This is a genomic window from Streptomyces sp. NPDC006487 (assembly GCF_042870555.1).
Classification (GTDB): Bacteria; Actinomycetota; Actinomycetes; order Streptomycetales; family Streptomycetaceae; genus Streptomyces.
The window spans coordinates 586,033-601,258 of sequence record NZ_JBIAHN010000001.1 but is presented as its reverse complement, the minus strand read 5'-3'; the positions used below and the strand labels follow the sequence as shown (position 1 = coordinate 601,258).

At 71.7% G+C, this 15,226-nt stretch carries 12 protein-coding genes and 2 pseudogenes; 7 read left to right on the top strand and 7 right to left on the bottom strand.

Features of this window, described 5'->3' with window-relative positions; all coding sequences use genetic code 11:
* Together ACFYM0_RS02670 and ACFYM0_RS02665 are read left to right on the top strand one after the other, a co-directional pair.
* Positions 1 to 108 (top strand): annotated as a pseudogene (locus tag ACFYM0_RS02670) (ectoine/hydroxyectoine ABC transporter ATP-binding protein EhuA); the annotation flags it as partial.
* 317 nt (positions 109 to 425) lie between these two features.
* Positions 426 to 2,108 (top strand): GAF domain-containing protein, encoded by a 1,683-nt coding sequence (locus tag ACFYM0_RS02665; RefSeq protein ID WP_388495850.1) that lies wholly within the window; start codon positions 426 to 428, stop codon positions 2,106 to 2,108.
* Between the two features lie 14 nt (positions 2,109 to 2,122).
* Here the strand turns inward: ACFYM0_RS02665 and ACFYM0_RS02660 are convergent, their stop codons facing one another.
* A complete protein-coding gene (locus tag ACFYM0_RS02660; protein WP_388495800.1) occupies positions 2,123 to 2,617 on the bottom strand; it encodes a pyridoxamine 5'-phosphate oxidase family protein in 495 nt (164 codons plus the stop codon).
* Positions 2,618 to 2,741: 124 nt separating this feature from the next.
* Positions 2,742 to 3,068 carry an STAS domain-containing protein gene (locus ACFYM0_RS02655; protein WP_388495799.1) on the bottom strand — a complete coding sequence of 109 codons (327 nt, stop codon included), beginning with the start codon at positions 3,066 to 3,068 and terminating at the stop codon, positions 2,742 to 2,744.
* 263 nt (positions 3,069 to 3,331) lie between these two features.
* On the opposite strand from ACFYM0_RS02655, the gene ACFYM0_RS02650 reads away from it, so the two are divergent.
* Positions 3,332 to 4,039 carry a response regulator gene (locus ACFYM0_RS02650; RefSeq protein WP_388495798.1) on the top strand — a complete coding sequence of 236 codons (708 nt, stop codon included), beginning with the start codon at positions 3,332 to 3,334 and terminating at the stop codon, positions 4,037 to 4,039.
* Positions 4,040 to 4,146: 107 nt separating this feature from the next.
* On the opposite strand, the gene ACFYM0_RS02645 is transcribed toward ACFYM0_RS02650, so the two are convergent.
* Complete coding sequence (locus tag ACFYM0_RS02645) at positions 4,147 to 5,022, bottom strand: universal stress protein (protein ID WP_388495796.1); 876 nt, start codon at positions 5,020 to 5,022, stop codon at positions 4,147 to 4,149.
* A 168-nt stretch (positions 5,023 to 5,190) separates the two neighbouring features.
* On the opposite strand from ACFYM0_RS02645, the pseudogene ACFYM0_RS02640 reads away from it, so the two are divergent.
* The 3 genes and pseudogenes from ACFYM0_RS02640 to ACFYM0_RS02630 all read left to right on the top strand — a co-directional run.
* Positions 5,191 to 5,337, top strand: a pseudogene (locus ACFYM0_RS02640) (hypothetical protein); the annotation flags it as partial.
* Between the two features lie 344 nt (positions 5,338 to 5,681).
* Positions 5,682 to 6,548, top strand: coding sequence for a universal stress protein (locus ACFYM0_RS02635; RefSeq protein ID WP_388495794.1), 867 nt, complete (start codon positions 5,682 to 5,684; stop codon positions 6,546 to 6,548).
* 26 nt (positions 6,549 to 6,574) lie between these two features.
* Positions 6,575 to 7,564, top strand: coding sequence for an Acg family FMN-binding oxidoreductase (locus ACFYM0_RS02630; RefSeq protein ID WP_388495793.1), 990 nt, complete (start codon positions 6,575 to 6,577; stop codon positions 7,562 to 7,564).
* A gap of 253 nt (positions 7,565 to 7,817) precedes the next feature.
* Here ACFYM0_RS02630 and ACFYM0_RS02625 read toward each other — a convergent pair whose 3' ends face one another.
* On the bottom strand, positions 7,818 to 8,441 hold the full coding sequence (locus ACFYM0_RS02625; RefSeq protein WP_388495792.1) for a hypothetical protein: 624 nt from the start codon (positions 8,439 to 8,441) through the stop codon (positions 7,818 to 7,820).
* A 637-nt stretch (positions 8,442 to 9,078) separates the two neighbouring features.
* Here ACFYM0_RS02625 and ACFYM0_RS02620 point away from each other — a divergent pair.
* A complete protein-coding gene (locus ACFYM0_RS02620; RefSeq protein ID WP_388495790.1) occupies positions 9,079 to 9,990 on the top strand; it encodes a universal stress protein in 912 nt (303 codons plus the stop codon).
* A gap of 450 nt (positions 9,991 to 10,440) precedes the next feature.
* On the opposite strand, the gene ACFYM0_RS02615 is transcribed toward ACFYM0_RS02620, so the two are convergent.
* The 3 genes from ACFYM0_RS02615 to ACFYM0_RS02605 form a co-directional block, all read right to left on the bottom strand.
* Positions 10,441 to 10,707, bottom strand: coding sequence for a hypothetical protein (locus ACFYM0_RS02615; protein ID WP_388495788.1), 267 nt, complete (start codon positions 10,705 to 10,707; stop codon positions 10,441 to 10,443).
* Positions 10,704 to 11,609 carry a universal stress protein gene (locus ACFYM0_RS02610; protein ID WP_388495786.1) on the bottom strand — a complete coding sequence of 302 codons (906 nt, stop codon included), beginning with the start codon at positions 11,607 to 11,609 and terminating at the stop codon, positions 10,704 to 10,706. The genes ACFYM0_RS02615 and ACFYM0_RS02610 overlap by 4 nt, the downstream gene beginning before the upstream one ends.
* A 670-nt stretch (positions 11,610 to 12,279) precedes the next feature.
* Positions 12,280 to 15,180: an ATP-binding protein gene (locus ACFYM0_RS02605; RefSeq protein ID WP_388495785.1), complete on the bottom strand. Its 2,901-nt coding sequence runs from the start codon at positions 15,178 to 15,180 to the stop codon at positions 12,280 to 12,282.
* Positions 15,181 to 15,226 lie beyond the last annotated feature (46 nt).

Sequence of the window (15,226 nt, the reverse complement as noted above, 5' to 3'; positions counted from 1 at the left end):
CTCGTCTTCATGGACGGCGGCGTCGTGGTCGAATCCGGCCACCCCCGCGAGGTCCTGGGCAACCCGCAGCACGACCGCACCAAGGCCTTCCTCTCCAAGGTCCTCTAGCACCGGGCAGCATGCTCGAGGGGCGGTACCTCAACCCGTACCGCCCCTTCCTCATGCCCGCCTCACGCCGGCCCGGCCCGAAACCTGCGGGACTTCGCGGACCATCGGTGCCCCGATGCCTCTCGCGTCGCGCACCCGTGTCGGGACCCCGCCCGGCCCTCACTCTCAGGTCTCACCAGGCATCGGCCCCCGTTCGCAGTGCCCGCAGCCGATGCCCTCTTCGGGCCCGTCTGTGCCGATACGCTGGGCTCCGGACGGGGTGGGCAGCGAAGGGGAAACACGTGAGTGTGGGGGATCCGTTGACGCAAGTGCCTCGGATGCGGCTGGACGAGCTGCTCGACGAGCTCCAAGTACGCATCGACGCCGTGCGCGGCACCCGGGACCGGGTGCACAGCCTGCTGGAGGCCGTCGTCTCGGTGGGCCGGGAACTGGACCTGGCCCAGGTGCTGCGGCGGATCGTGGAGGCCGCGGCCCTGCTCGTCGACGCCGACTACGGGGCACTGGGGGTCATCGGCCCCGATGGCCGTACCCTGTCGCAGTTCCTGACCGTGGGGCTCGACGAGGAAGCCATCGCCGAAATCGGTCCCCTGCCGGCCGGTCACGGTCTGCTCGGGGAGGTCATCCACCACCCGGAGCCCTTGCGCCTCACCGATCTCGGCGCCCACTCCTCCTCGTACGGGTTTCCGCCGCACCACCCGCCCATGCGCACGTTCCTCGGCGTACCGATCCGGGTGCGGGGCGAGGTGTTCGGGAATCTCTATCTGACCGACAAGCGGGGCGGGTTCGACTTCGACACCGAGGACGAGACGGTGATCTCCACCCTCTCGGTGGCGGCGGGCGTGGCGATCGACAACGCCCGGCTCTACGAGGGGTCCCAGCGCCAGCAGCTGTGGCTCAAGGCCAATGCGGAGATCACCGAGAGCCTGCTGTCCGGCAGTCCCCGTCCGGCGGTGCTGGAGCTCATCGCGCTGCGGGCCCAGGAGATCACGGGGGCCCGGATCGCGGACATCTCCATGCCGGTCCCCGGCGCGGAGGGGTTGTTCGTGGAGTTCGCGGCCGGTGCGGACAGCAAGGCCAGGCAGGGACTCGTGGTCCCCTTCGCGGGAACCCTCTCGGGAACCGCGCACCGGACCGGCAAACCCGTCACGGTCCTCCACGCCTCGGACGACGACCGCTACCCGGCCGATGCGCAGACACAGGACGGGCTGGGTCCCGCCGTCGCGGTCCCGCTGGGCACCGCCGGCCGGGAGAGCAGGGGCGTGCTGCTGCTCGCGCGCGAGGCCGGAGAGCCCGCCTTCGGCGAGAACGAGCTCGAGCCGCTCGTCGCCTTCGCGGGTCAGGCGACCATCGCCCTCGAGCTGGCGGAGCGGCGCCGGGACGCGGAACAGATAGCACTGTTGGAGGAGCGCGACCGGATCGCACGGGACCTGCACGACCTGGCCATCCAGCGGCTCTTCGCCACCGGCATGACCCTCCAGAGCGCCGCTCGGCTCGTCGAACACGAAGGGGCAGCCGAACGCGTCAGCCGCGCCGTCGAAGACCTGGACGAAACCATCAAGATCATCCGTTCGACGATCTTCGGTCTGCGCACCAAGGACCGCGAGAGCGGACCAGGTCTGCGGGCCCGCGCGGCACGGGCCGTCGGCGAGGCGGCCACCACCCTCGGCCATCCGCCGCGCCTCAGCATGGAGGGCCTGCTCGATACGGACGTCCCGTCCGAGGTCGCCGACCATGCCATGGCGGCGCTGGGCGAGCTCCTGAGCAACGCCGCGCGCCACGCGGGTGCGACCAGGGTCGCCGTGGCCCTCAAAGCGGAACCGGGCGAGATCGTGCTGACGGTCTCCGACAACGGCCGGGGCATCCCGGCCCAGGGCCGCCGAAGCGGTTTGCGCAACCTCGAGGACCGGGCACGGGGCCTGGGCGGGTCTTTCACCGTGGACACCCCTGACGAGGGAGGCAGTCGGCTCGTCTGGCGGGCGCCGCTCCCCACCGGGAGCTGACGGCCCCGACGCGATCAGCCCAGGACAGCCGACTCGGGCGGCGTCCGCTCCGCCTCCAGCCGGAATCCGGTGACGAGGTCGGGGCGGATCCTCAGGGCTCCGGTCATGGGGTGTCCCACCCAGGGACGCAGCAGGGAAGCGAACCGGGCCACCTCGTCGGCATCGGTCACCGGGCACGCGTAACCGGTGACGACGACGCTCCAGCCGAAGTGGGTGACGGGATCGATGGCGTCCGCTTCGTAGGCGACCACCACGCCGGGGACATCGGCCGGAGCCACGAGGGAGGCGAGCGCCCCGTCGTCATGGATCCGCACGATGATGTCCTCACCCTCGACGAGGTGGTTGACCGGACGGACTGCCGGCAGAGCGTGCTGCGTGAAGACGATGCGCCCCAGGGACACCGTTGCCAGGAGCATGAGCGCCTCGGTCCTGTCCAGCTCGCGCATGCGCCGACCGATCGTCGCATCGCCCGCCTGACCGTCGGCGCGTCCCATGCCGTCCTGCTCCATGATCCGCACCCTCATCCGGTATCGATCGTTTTCGCCTTCCGAGTCACCAGCCTCCCCCGCGATCGCCAGGGGAACCAGGGCCAAATGGTCCCGGCCGGAGAACCGGACTCGGAAGCCGCCCCGCTCAAGTCGCGACGGTCCGCAGCACGCGATCGGCGCCGAGTACCCTCATCGACTTGGCCACCAGAGGCGGCACGCCACACAGCCAAAGCCGGGTTCCGGCCCAGCGGCAGCGTTGGTCGACACGCAAGAAGAGGCCGATGCCCGAGCTGTCGCAGAAGGAGATCCCGGACAGGTCCAGGACGAGTCTGCGGTGACTGGATTCGGCGAGGCCGGTGAGGCGGGGTTCCACCTGTCGCGCTGTGTGAAAGTCGAGTTCTCCGGTCAGGGTGACGCGCACGTCCCCTTCGCTCCTCACCGTGGACTTCAGGTCGATCAAGGTGGTCGTCATGGGACCCTCCACGCTGCGTGCGGTTCTTCGGTCGGGCCGCACCTTTCCCCGTTCCCCGTGCGGCTCCAGCTCACCGCACGCACAGCGGTCCCGGGAAGGTCCGCATGCCCCCCGCCCAGGGCCGAAGGTCCCTTTCCCCAGGGGCCTACCGCACGGAGGAGCGGCCGGATGAGGGCCTATCGGCCCTGTCCGTTCGGCCCCTCCCACGGGCACGATGCTGGGGTTCGGGCGCACCGGACGATCCCAGGCGAAGGAGTTGCGTCATGAACGACAGCGGTGCCCCCTCCCCCATCAAGCCTCCGATCACGGTCTTCCTCCTCGACGACCACGAAGTCGTACGCCGCGGGGTGCACGATCTGCTCGACGCGGAGCCCGACCTCGACGTGATCGGTGAGGCGGGCACGGCGGAACAGGCCCTGATCCGCATCCCCGCACTGCGTCCCCAGGTGGCGATCCTCGACGTACGGCTCCAGGATGGCGACGGCGTGAGCGTGTGCCGCGAGCTGCGCTCGCGTATGCCCGAGCTGGCCTGCCTGATGCTGACGTCGTTCGACGACGAGGAGGCTCTGCTGGACGCGGTGATGGCGGGCGCATCCGGTTATGTGCTGAAGCAGATCACCGGCACCGACTTGGTCACCGCCGTCCGTACGGTCGCGGCCGGCCAGTCCATGCTCGATCCCGGAGCCACGACCCGGCTGATGGCCCGCATGCGCGGCGACGTACCCGAGGAGGACCGGGTCCCGGGTCTGCCCGGCTTCACCGACCGGGAGAAGGAGATCCTCGTCATGGTCAGCGAGGGGCTCACCAACAGGGAGATCGGCCAGCGGATGTACCTCGCCGAGAAGACCGTCAAGAACATCATCTCGCGCCTGTTCACCAAGCTGGGGGTGGAGCGTCGCGTCCAGGCAGCGGTGATCGCCAGCCACACGCTGATCCCGCCGAAGCAGCGCCCCGTCCCGTCCGCGGAATAGTCGGCGAGCGGGCACGCGGTGGCTGGGCACGTGATGGCTGGGCACGTGATGGGGCCGGGCACGCCGTACGGTCGCGTGCCCGGCCTCCCTTCCTGACCCGGGCCGGGTCAGGCGTGCGGGACCACGGCCACGGGACAGACCGCATGGTGCAGGGCCGCATGCGCCACGGACCCGATGTGCGCGCCCACCGCCGATTCGCGGACCCGGCGGCCGACGACCAGCAGCTGCGCGTCCGACGCCGCGGTCAGCAGCACGTGGCCGCCACTGCCCTGCTCCACGTGCATGACGACTTCGACCTCCGGGTACTTCAGCCGCCACGGCTCCAGCGCCTGCTCCAGCGCGGCCTTCTCGTACGGCTCCAGGCCACCGAACTGGTCGGCGATCCACATCGACCCGGGGCTGTAGCCGTAGACCGGGGGCAGGCTCCAGGCACGGACCGCACGGAGCGGTACCTTCCTCACCGCGGCGGCCTCGAAGGCGACGCGCAGTACCTCGGCGGACTCCTGCACGCCGCCCTGCTGCCCGACGACGACCTCGCCCTCCTCCGGCACGGCCACCGGCCTGCCGTGCGCGGAGCGCACGGAGACGACGGGGCCCTCGGCGGCGGCGATCACCTGCCGACCGTAGGAGCCCAGCAGGAACCCGACCAGGGCTCCGTGCCCGCGAGTGCCGAGCACCAGCAACTCCGCTTCCTTGGCGGCGCGCAGGAGGGCAGGGACGGGCGCGTCGCAGAGCACTTCCGCGGTGAGGGCCAGCTCCGGGTACCGGTGAGTGAGCTCGGCCTCGACCTCGTTCAGGACGTCGTCGGCGCGGTGGGCCTCGGTGTCGCGTTCCTGGACGATCGGGGCTGCGATCGGCTGCCACAGCCAGGCGTGGACCACGTGCAGGGGCAGATCGCGCCGTACGGCCTCCCGTGCGGCCCAGTCCGCCGCGGCCCGGCTCTGAGGGGATCCGTCCACTCCGACTACCAGGGTGCGGTTCACGAGTCTGTCCTCCGTACTGATGCCGGAGCATCGGGGTCGGCCGGCAGGGGAGCGGCACCGGCCAGGGGAACCGGCGCCGCTGAACTCACCTTCGCCGCCGGATGCCTTGGCACACAGGGGCCGACAGTCCCTCCCCGAGGGCCGGTCTTCCCCTCCCGGCGGGACCACGAGCCGGACGTCGTGCTCGCCTGCGCCGGCGACGTGCCCACCATGGAGGTCCTGGCCGCCGCGGCCCTGCTCCGCGAGCACCTCCCCTCGCTGGCCGTCCGGGTCGTCAACGTCGTCGACATCGCCCGGCCGATGCCCCACGAGGAACAGGGCCGCCGCGCGGACGGCGAGGCCGGGGACGCTCGGAGGCCCGCATTGAACACGGCTTCGACCGATCGGATCGCTCACCCGAAGGAGAGCCTTCGCGCCCTCGGGTACAGGACGGCGTCACCGTACGGAACTTGATCGCGACTCTCGGTGGCGACCTGGGGCGACCGGGCTCTGGTCCCGTTGCCCATCCGCGCGATCCGGGCCGTCGAGGGCGTCGTCGACGCCCGTCGCCGTGCTCGCCCACGGCTGACGGCCACCGCGCGGCCCACCGCCTGCGCCGCGGGTCCGGGAGGTGGACGCTTGAAAGCGGCACCCGACGCCATCCGAGGGAGATGAGACGCATGACGCACCATGTCGCGGTGGGCTTGGACGGCTCCGCCGAGAGCGACGCCGCCGCGCGGTGGGCTGCCGGTGAAGCCCTCCTGCGAGGAGTACCGCTGGAGATCGTCCACGTGGAGGAGTGGCTGGAGCACCCTGCGCACACGGCCTCGACCGGCGAGATCACCCGACGGTGGGCGGACACCCTGCTGGAGGACACCTCGGGCTCGCTCCATGCTCTGCACCCCGGGCTGGAGATCACCACGCGCCGCTTGGGCGGCCTCCCCCCGGAGGCGCTCGCGCGGGCGGCCGACACGGCGTCGATGCTCGTACTCGGCTCGCGCGGACTCGGCGGCATGGCCGGCTTCGTCATGGGATCGGTCGCGTCGGGAACCGTCGCCCGAGCTCGGCACCCTGTGGTCCTCGTCCGGGCCTCGACCGACGCCCCGGCCGACGGCGCGGCCGACGGCGCGGTCGTCGCGGGCGTGGACGCCCGTCGGCCGTGCGGCGAGCTGCTGGCCTTCGCGTTCGACGAGGCCTCGCGTCGTGGGGGTCGGCTGAGCGTGGTGCACGCCTGGACTCCTCCTCCGGTCCTCGGCTACGCCCCCGGCCTCGACCCTGCCCTACTCCAGGAAATGAGCCGCGCTGTCGCCGTCGCCCTGGACGACATGGTCGCACCCTGGTGCGACAAGTACCCCGAAGTCGAAGTCGACAGGAGCACACCGGTCGGCCAGGCGGCCGTCCGCGTCCTGGAGGCGTCCCACGAGTCGGCGCTCGTCGTCATCGGCCGCCGCATCCGCGCCTCTTCCTTCGGCGCCCACATCGGATCGGTCGCACACGCGGTCGCACATCACTGCGCGCTGCCGGTAGCCGTCGTGGCGCACGACTGACGCACCCGCACAGAAGGGATCACACCGTGCCCACAGCCGGCCTCGACCGCAGCACCGTCCTCGCCCTCGTGGAGGACGCCGTCATCGCCCCGTCCATGCACAACGCCCAGCCGTGGCGCTTCGTCCTGCGGCCCGACGACCACGCCATCGAGCTGCACGGCGACCCAGAACGCGCCATGCCCCACACCGACCCGGACCTTCGAGCCCTCCATCTGGGCTGCGCCGCGGCCCTGTTCAATCTCCGGGTGGCCGCGGCGGCAGCCGGCTGGGCAACGGCCGTCACGCTCCTGCCCGAGAAGGAACGGCCGTTGTACCTGGCGGAAGTGGTACTGCGGGAGACCCGGACCGCGGACCACGACCTCGCAGCCCTGCACCCCGCCGTCCGGCGCCGCCACACCAGCCGCTTCCCCTTCACCGGCGAGGAGATCCCCTCCGCCGTTCAGGACGGACTCTGCGCGGCGGCCCTCCTCGAAGGAGCCCGGCTGGTCCTGCCCGACACCTGGCACACCGAGGCCGTACTGGACCTCGTACACGACGCCGAACACCGCGAGGCCATGGATCCCGCGGCACGGGAGGAGACCGCGCGCTGGACGCACGCCGACACGGCGTCCGGCGGACCGCGCGACGCGGGCATCCCCGGGAACGCGTTCGGCCCCAGCCAGACGGGATCCCGCGCTCCCGTACGCGACTTCGGCAGCTGGCGCCCCGTTCCGGGTCGTGAGTCGGCCGTGTTCGAAGAGCACCCCCGTATCGCGCTGCTGGGCACGCCGGAAGACACCCCGGAGGACTGGCTGAGCGCCGGCCAGGCACTGCAACGCGGGCTGCTCCAGGCCACGTCCGACGGGCTCGTCGCCTCGATGACATCGCAGCCCCTCGAATGGCCCGAACTGCGTTGGGCCGTCCGCGACCCGGTCGCCGCGATGGGCCACGTCCACATGGTCCTGCGCCTCGGCTACGGACCTCAGGGCCCCGAAACGCCCCGCCGTCCGGCGGCCGACGTTCTCGAAGCCCGGTAGGCATCGCGCCACCGCTGCGCAACGCGTCTCCCGGGCGATCGCCGGCCGCAGTCAGCGCGATGGGGCAACCGGGCGAGGCTCCCGCCTCCACCCCGGCGAACACCGATGCCGCCGTGGACCGCGGAGCCCTCGGTACCCGGCCCTCGTCGTCCACCCAGATCGACACCTCCCCTCCGGCAGGACGCCGGAGGGGCAGGTCGACGACGCCATCCGGGGCCCGCCTGGCCGTGGCGGCCCCGGATGGACGCATTCGCTACAGGAGCCACCGGTTGCGGCGGACGAGGGGCAGGCTCCGCCAGGCGGTGCTCAGACCCCATACGCGACCGGCACCGATCACCGCCAGCATCACCAGGACGGCCGCGTAGAGGACGTGATAGTCCACCAGCGGATTCGTCGACATGCTGAGGGTGCCGTCCGAGACGTGCCGGGCCGGAGGCCACTCCGCGGCCCACATGAGCGCCATCATCACGGTGCCCGCGGCAGCCGCGGCCCGCAGGGCGACGCCGCCGGCCAGGGCGATACCGATGCCGAGCAGCCCCAGCATGAAGGCCCAGTCGGCCCATGCCGCTCCGGCCCAGGCGTGGAAGGTACCCTCCAGCGGCCCGGCGGCGACATGGCTCAAGAAGCCCTTGGTGGGAGAACCGCCGTCGATCCAGCCCTTGCCCGACGGAGTCGCGTACCCCCAGCCGAACGCCTTGTCCGCGAAAGCCCAGAGGAATGTGAACGAGGTCAGCAGGCGGGTCGTCGCCGCGATGCGCGCGACGGCCAGAGGCGCGGTGAGCTCGTCGGCCGTGCCGTCGGGTGATGCGGTGGCCGTGGCGGCCTTCCGCCACCCTGCGACGGACATCCCGGGCTGGCGGTGCTGGTGGAGAGCCATGACGTCGAAGCCTTCCCTCACGGCAGGCCATGTGCCTGCCCTTCCAATGTCCCGGCTCAGGGGACGGCGCGCCCTGGGGACGAACGGCCCGGACCGCGCAGCCAAACGTCCCTCGAAGCAATGCGGTGGGACGCCGCACCAGACCGAGAAAGCCCTGGGGAGCCGGCCGTCAGGTCCCGTCGGCTTCCGCTCCCGGTCCGGACGGCCCCCGAGCCGGGCCGCCCGGTAGAAGCCCCGCACGTCTGCGACCGCCCCGCAGGCGACGCGGCAGGGATCGCACCCAAGGGACCAAGGGACCAAGGACCGGGGCCGCCGTGCCCGTTGGCCATGCGGGCCGCGCCGGCACGGGAGTTGACCCTCATCGGCCGTCGCAACCGGGACTCCCGGCTGGGGGCCACACCGGAGCAGTTGCCCGCGCGGTCCCGCACCGCTGCCGGACGCCGGTGGCCGTCATCTCTCACGGCTGACCACCCTCGTGCCTCGTGAAGCCGCCGTCCGGCCGGGTGACGGAGGGACGTTCGGCCCGGCACCCGGGCCACCTGGACCCTCACTTCCCCTCGTCCCGGAGCGGAAGGGTGGGATACACGCCGCCGCCGGCGGTTGTCGCTCCGTCATTCACGGTTCTGAAGGAAACGCCATGTCACATACGGTCATCGCGGGCCTCGACGGTTCCCCCGCATCGCTTGCCGCCGCCGAGTGGGCCGCCCGGGAGGCGCGGCTGCGTCGGCTCCCGCTCAAGCTGTTGCACGCGGTGGAGGAATGGGTGCCGTCCTACGGCTACGCGTCGCGGACCGGGGCCGCACCGTCGTCCCAGTACTGGGGCGAGCGCATCCCACGTGAGACTTCCCGGCAGTTGGCCGAGCGGCATCCCGGCCTGGCGATCACCACGGAGCAGGTGGACGGGCGGCCGCTGACCGTACTGGCCGCCGCCGCGCAGGAAGCCGAGGTTCTGGTGCTCGGCTCACGCGGGCTGGGGGCAATGACCGGCTTCCTCGTCGGATCCGTGTCCCAGTCCGTACTCGCCCACGCCGAGCGCCCGGTCGTGGTCGTGCGGTCCGGCACCTGGATGGACACTCCCTACCAGGAGGCCCCCGACGGCAACGGGGCACAGGAGGGGACCTACCGACCGGTCGTGCTCGGGCTGGACCTCTCCCGCCCGTGTGACGAACTGCTCGACCACGCCTTCGACGCGGCGGCCGTACGCCGGGCCCCGCTGCGTGTGGTCCACGGCTGGAGCATGCCGCCGACGTTCTCCTTCGACCCGGTGCTGCTCGCGCCCGAGGTGCGGGAGGGCATGGCGGCCGGCACGGCAACCGCGCTCGGTGACGCACTGCGGCCCTGGCGCGGCAAGTACCCCCAGGTCCGCGTCGAAGAGGAATGCTCCGTCGGGCAGGCCGCCGGCCAGCTCCTCGAGGCCGCGGTGGATGCCTCGCTGGTCGTCGTCGGCCGACGGATCCGGCGCTCGGCCATCGGCACCCACCTCGGCCCGGTCGCCCACGCCGTCCTCCACCACTCCACGGCGCCGGTCGCGGTCGTCCCGCACCCCTGAGTGCCGGGTGCCGGGCACCATCCATACGGACCCGTACTCGGCACGCTCGGAGCACCGAGTACGGGTGTGCATCCCCGTGTTCCGTTCAACGAGCCGATGACGTGCGGCGTCGCCGCCAGGGGTCCCGCACATGCGTGCAGAACCGTTTTTGTTCCGAGTCGTTGAAAGGGTCTCGCGTACACACAGGGCACGACCCGAAGGCCTGCACCGGTCCCCGGACTGCCTGGAGCGACACCCGGGACGACAGCTGTCCGCACACCCCTGAAGCACCCGAACGCGAGTAGTGCTTGCTCCGCGGCGGGCGCGGCGGCGGGCCTTGAGGCACGTCTCCGGTCCGGTGCACCGCTTTCCTCATCCCAACGCCGACCTGCCCACGCGGTGCGGCGCTGAACGCGCCACTGAGCCCGGCCAGGTGACGAGGACCGGGCCGGGCTCTGCGCATGCGGGGTGCTAGGGCCTGTCGTCCTGTTCGCCGCGACACACCTCTTCTTCCCCACAGCACTGATCCGACCCCTGGAGGCTCTGGCCTCGGCAGTTCTCGGTGGCTCCCCGGCCCTCCTCGGCACGGAGCGGATCGTGCTGCGGGGACATGGGCAAGACGAGCCGAAGCCCCAGTCCTCTCTGCCCGGCCTCGGCGGCTGCCTGAGCCAAGTCCGCGTACCAGTTCTTCTCCGGGTCGATGCGGACGACGATCTCGCCGACTTCGGTGATGGTCATGACGTCTCACTCCTGCATTCGTCACCGTGCCGGGGGATGAGTTCGACGGGGCAGTGGGCATGGTGCACGAGGCTGTGTGTCACGCGCCCGAGGGTGCGGCCGATGTGTCCGGTCGTCCGGCGCCCGCCGATGACCAGCAGGTCCGCGTGGCGGGACGCCTCCACCAGCACCCCCGCGACGGACACGCTCTTCTCCGTGCCGACCTGGACCGTCAGCGAGGGGTACTCGTCCCGGATCTGCTCCGCAACGGCCGCCAGACTCTGCTCCTGGCGGCCGCCGACCGCATCCAGGCCCCCGAACGCTCTCGCCGCCGAGCCGACCGACTGCACGATGTTCCGGACGTGCAGCAGTCTCAACGAGGCCTTGCGCAGCTCGGCCGCCCGCGCCGCATGACGCAGGCAATCGAGGTCGCGCTCGTCGCGGACGGCGGCCAGCACGACGTCGTGCCCGGCCTCCTCATCGCTCCCCCGGACGATGACCACGGGCGTGCGGGCCTCCGCCGCGACCTCGAGTCCGACCGAGCCCAGGGTCAACGAGCTGAAGCCACCCGGCCCTCGATTGCCGACGACAAGGGTTCCATGGCTGCTTGCGGCGCGGCGCAGGCTCATGGCAGGGCCGCTGCGGCTGAGCTCCGTCGTCACGGAGAGCGCGGGATGTCGGGCCTGCACGGCATCCGCCGTAGCCTCGAGCAGTTCACGGCCCGCGGCTCGGACCCGTTCCGTGTCCTCGTCCGAGAGGTCGAGGACACGTCCGTCGATGTCGGACCCGTACACGATGTGCAGGGGGCGTCGGCGCCGAGCGGCCTCGTCCGAGGCCCAGAGCGCCGCCCGCCGGGCCGGTTCGGCCCCGTCGACGCCGACGATGACCGATCCGAGTTCCGGACAGCCACGGTTGCTTTCCATGGTTCCTCCTCGCTGACTGCTACTTGGGGTAGCTCTACGCTGACACCGAGGCGCCCCAGTGGAGAGGGTCGTTGAGGTCCTCATCGGGGCCGAAGGTCCCAAGAGCTGCCGCACGACCGGCGAAGTCCCCGATTCCGGGTTTGGCGCACCGGCCGGGCAGGAAACATGGACTGCGTGAGACGTCGCCGCTCTTGCGACGCTGCACGACTGGGCCGCGCTCGGCGTCCGGCTCGCTTCGCTCCCCCGCCCCTCCACCTGCTCCTATCGCATCGGCATGCGCTCCGCGCGCCCCAAAGCCCCTCGCCTCCCCATCGACGTTCCCGGACGAACGCTCGTCACGGTCCACGCCCCGACCGGGGCTGATCGTGTTGACGCACCACATGTCCCGGTGCCCTGCGGACTCCTACGCTGTGCCCACACCCGGCGGTCGCTCCGACCGACCGCCGGTACGTCACCGCCGTCATGCCCGATTCGGTCCTCCGACTCCACCGCACCGTGCTGGAGGTCGGAATCCCGTTGTGGGTCTCCGAGCACACCAACGCCCAGTGTCGACCCCGTCGAGCACCCCGTCGTGCCAGGCGGTGATCACGGGATTCACCCGCAGACGGCCGTCGGTCCGCACCGGGGACACCGACGGCGGCCCGGGGTCCCCCGCGGGCCGGCCGTGCGATCAGGCTCCGAGCGCCCGGTGCAGTCCGAGCCGGTCGGTGCCCAGTTTCGTGAAGACCGCGGACAACAGCTCCGTCACCGCCTGGGCGTTGGTGTGCATCGCCGCGGCGATCGCCCTGTTGTCCATCCCCGCCGAGGCGTGGCGGGCAGCTGTGAGCTCGGCGACGGTCAAGGTGTCCTGCTCGGAGGTGTGCAGACGGCGAGGCCGCAGACCGGCCGAGGTCAGCTGGGCCCTGGCCCGGCTCACGAGCCCGTCGGCGCCGCAGTCGGCGGCCAACTCCATTCCCCGGTAAGTCTGTTGCGCCGCCTGATGCGGATCGCCGATGGCGTGCAGGGCCATGCCGTGGTCGATGAGCGCGTGCGCGAGTTCGCAGGCGGCCGGAGACTGTTCGAGGTACTCCACCGCCTCCTGCAGCAGGCCCGCCGCCTGGGTCGGGTCCGTGGCCGCGGCCGCGACGCGCAGGGCGTGTCCGATCACGCTGGACGTCCCGAACGCGCGGGCCCGTGCGACCGCTTCGGCCGCCGTGGCCTGTGCCTGCTCGGGCGCATGCGTTGCCTGCGCGAGCGCCAAGTCCAGTTGCCAGGGGCTCCACGAGGGATTGCGCGTTCCGCGCAGATCCAGGCGCCGGCCGACTGCGGTGAGGTGGTGCTCCGCCTCCTCGATCCTGCCCTGGGCCAGGAGCAGTTTGCCCCACACGGCCTGCGGATCGGGATAGACCACGGCCTGGGGGAAGCCGTCGGCCAGCTTGTAGGCCTTGGCGATGCGCTGGGCCTCAGCGGTGTTCCCCCGGGCGAGCAAGGTCTCGATGAGGGTACCGATCGCGTACCACTGCGCCGGGATCCCGGTGCCGACTCGGTCGGCGATCTGCAGGCCGTTGCGTACGAAGTCCTCGGCCTCGGCGAGCTGCCCGCGCCGGTAGCGGACGTAGCCGAGCAGGGTGTAGACGAACGACAGGTGCGCGCCGCGCCAGCCCTTCCCCTCGAACTCGACGATCGCGGTGTTGAAGAGGTCCTCGGCCCGGCCGGGCTGGTCGCAGTACATGAGCGTGACCGCAAGGACGGCGGGCACCTCGAAGCCGAAGTCCTGGTCGGTCCAGCTCATGCCCCCGTCAAGCGCCTGTTCCGCGTATTCCAGGGCGGTGGAGGCGGGCTCGCCGCGCATCGCGGCGTCCCAGGCCCGCAGACCGAGGATGTGCCGCTCGGGCAGCCCCCGACCGGTGAGCCTCTTGGCGAACTGGGCGAGGAGCCGGGAGCGGGCGGGCGAGTTCTCCTCGTCGAACCGGACAGCGTTCCATTTGAACTGCTCAGCCTGCATGCGCAGCCGCGTACGGGAGCTCGTGGCACGCCGGGCCTCGTCCGCGAGGAGTCCTGCCGCCAGACCCAGCTGACCCGTGTGACCGAGCGCCTGGGCGAGCCGGTACGTGATCGCCTCGCGCAGGGCCTGGTCGGTCTTGGGCTCCTCCAGCGCGGCCCTGAGCTGGTTGATCGTCGTCGCGGGATCGTGCAGGAGGTTGGCGGATCCGAGTTCGAACAGGACCTCGGCGCGGTCCTCCACCTCCGGGGGCTCGCGCAGGGCACGCGCCAGGTAGCGGCGCGCGGCATCAGGAGCGCCCGCGGAGAAGCTCTCGCGCGCGGCCTGGCGCAGCTGCTGTACGACCCACGGGTCGCCCTCGGGGTGCATCTCCAGCAGGTGGCGGGCGGCGGCCGCGGATCCCTGCCCGTCGTCCATCACTGCCTGGGCGGCCATCCCATGCATGGCTACGCGTACACCGGGCAGAATCGAGCGGTACACGGCGGTGGCGATGAGCGGGTGGAAGAACTCGACGACCTCCTTGCGCCGTACGCTCGTGAGGACGGTCAGGATGCGTGCGGCCCGCAGCCGGTCGATGGCCTCGGCGGCCTGCGCCTCACCGAGGGCGGCCACGCCACCGACGATGCCGAGGGGGACCGCGGTGCCGAGCACGGCGGCGGCCCACGCGAGCCGGACGGTGGACGGGCCGAGCTGTTCGAGCCGGTCGATCAGGCCGCTGCCCTTGACCGCGGAAGCCAGGTCGCGCAGTTGGGGGATGTTGCCCTGGTACGGCTTCAACCCCCGGTCGCGGCCCTTCATGACCAGCTCGACCACCTCGAAGGGGTTTCCGCCGGTGATCGCCCAGCATTCGCGGCAGAACACGTTGTCCGCGTCCTCACCGAGGGCGTCGCGCACTATGCGCGCGACGGCGCTCGTGGTCAGGGGAGCCAGCTCGTGCGGGCGCGTCCCGTGGCGTCCCATGAGGGCGCGCAGCGCGCCGGCGTCGGCGGGGATCTCGTCGGGCCGGCAGGCCACCATGATCAGCATGGCCAGTTCCTCGGCGCGCGCCGCGAAGGAGGTGAGCCAGCTCAGGGACTCCGCGTCCGCCCAGTGCGCGTCGTCGACGATCAGCACGACGGGGGCGTTGCGTACCGCTAGATGCGTGACCACCCAGTCGAGTCCGTCGCGCACGCCCTGCGGGTCCGGCCCCGTCGGGCCCTTCGGGGCGGCGGTCAGCCCGAGTGCGGGGGCGATGATGCCGTACCAGTTGCCGAGCGCCTCGCGCCGTTCGTCCTCGCTCATGGCCGCGAGGGCCGGCTGGATGAGCTGGCGCATCACGTGGAACGGAACCTGCCGCTCCTGCTCGCCGCCTCGCGCGAAGAGCACGGTGCAGGAGCGGTCCGCGGCGTGGCGGCGAGCCTCGTTCAGCAGGGTGGTCTTGCCTATGCCGGCCGATCCGGCGAAGGTCAGGACACCCCCGCTGCGGTTGGCCGAGCCATTGCCCGAGATGCCGCAGAGAACGTCCACCGCGCGTTGGATCGCGAGGACTTCCGCCTCCCGCTCCAGCAGGGGCTGAGTGTTCCAGCCTCTCGGTTCCGTGACCTGTGACATCCTTTACCCCCTCCAGCACGTGCGGCAGAGTGTACGGGCCGGAGGA

Bases quoted from the DNA above. Each gene is read 5' to 3' on its own strand.
- ACFYM0_RS02665 (WP_388495850.1), top strand. From the start codon at position 426: ATGCGGCTGGACGAGCTGCTCGACGAGCTCCAAGTACGCATCGACGCC.
- ACFYM0_RS02660 (WP_388495800.1), bottom strand. From the start codon at position 2,617: ATGGAGCAGGACGGCATGGGACGCGCCGACGGTCAGGCGGGCGATGCG.
- ACFYM0_RS02655 (WP_388495799.1), bottom strand. From the start codon at position 3,068: ATGACGACCACCTTGATCGACCTGAAGTCCACGGTGAGGAGCGAAGGG.
- ACFYM0_RS02650 (WP_388495798.1), top strand. From the start codon at position 3,332: ATGAACGACAGCGGTGCCCCCTCCCCCATCAAGCCTCCGATCACGGTC.
- ACFYM0_RS02635 (WP_388495794.1), top strand. From the start codon at position 5,682: ATGACGCACCATGTCGCGGTGGGCTTGGACGGCTCCGCCGAGAGCGAC.
- ACFYM0_RS02625 (WP_388495792.1), bottom strand. From the start codon at position 8,441: ATGGCTCTCCACCAGCACCGCCAGCCCGGGATGTCCGTCGCAGGGTGG.
- ACFYM0_RS02620 (WP_388495790.1), top strand. From the start codon at position 9,079: ATGTCACATACGGTCATCGCGGGCCTCGACGGTTCCCCCGCATCGCTT.
- ACFYM0_RS02615 (WP_388495788.1), bottom strand. From the start codon at position 10,707: ATGACCATCACCGAAGTCGGCGAGATCGTCGTCCGCATCGACCCGGAG.
- ACFYM0_RS02610 (WP_388495786.1), bottom strand. From the start codon at position 11,609: ATGGAAAGCAACCGTGGCTGTCCGGAACTCGGATCGGTCATCGTCGGC.
- ACFYM0_RS02605 (WP_388495785.1), bottom strand. From the start codon at position 15,180: ATGTCACAGGTCACGGAACCGAGAGGCTGGAACACTCAGCCCCTGCTG.